At 73.8% G+C, this 240-nt stretch carries 1 protein-coding gene; it reads right to left on the bottom strand.

Features of this window, described 5'->3' with window-relative positions; genetic code table 11:
• The coding region (locus tag KVS71_RS18510) for a transglutaminase-like domain-containing protein (protein ID WP_217585265.1) at nt 1-218 on the bottom strand (218 nt) is incomplete at its 3' end.
• Nucleotides 219-240 lie beyond the last annotated feature (22 nt).

Below are 240 nucleotides of genomic sequence, written 5' to 3'. Positions count from 1 at the left end.
TCCCAGGCGGGCTCCGCCAGCGGGGGCGCATCGTTGTTCGCGTCGCTCTGCGCCTGGGGGGGGTCCAGAGCCTCGGACCGCGGCTGCTCCGGAACCGTGGGGTGCACCGGGAGCTGCTCACCTTCGGTGATGGCGCTCGGCAGCATGGCATACTGCGGCGTCGCGTCGACGGGGATCCACCCGCCGCCCGAGGCGCGCACCTCGACCCAGGCGCTCATGTTCGCGCCGGTGCACACGTCG

Origin of the sequence: Microbacterium sp. GbtcB4, from assembly GCF_019091465.1 — a bacterium.
In the GTDB taxonomy this organism is placed as follows: domain Bacteria; phylum Actinomycetota; class Actinomycetes; order Actinomycetales; family Microbacteriaceae; genus Microbacterium; species Microbacterium paraoxydans.
Note: the sequence above shows the minus strand (reverse complement) of the source record. Positions and strands in the feature narration are given on the sequence as shown.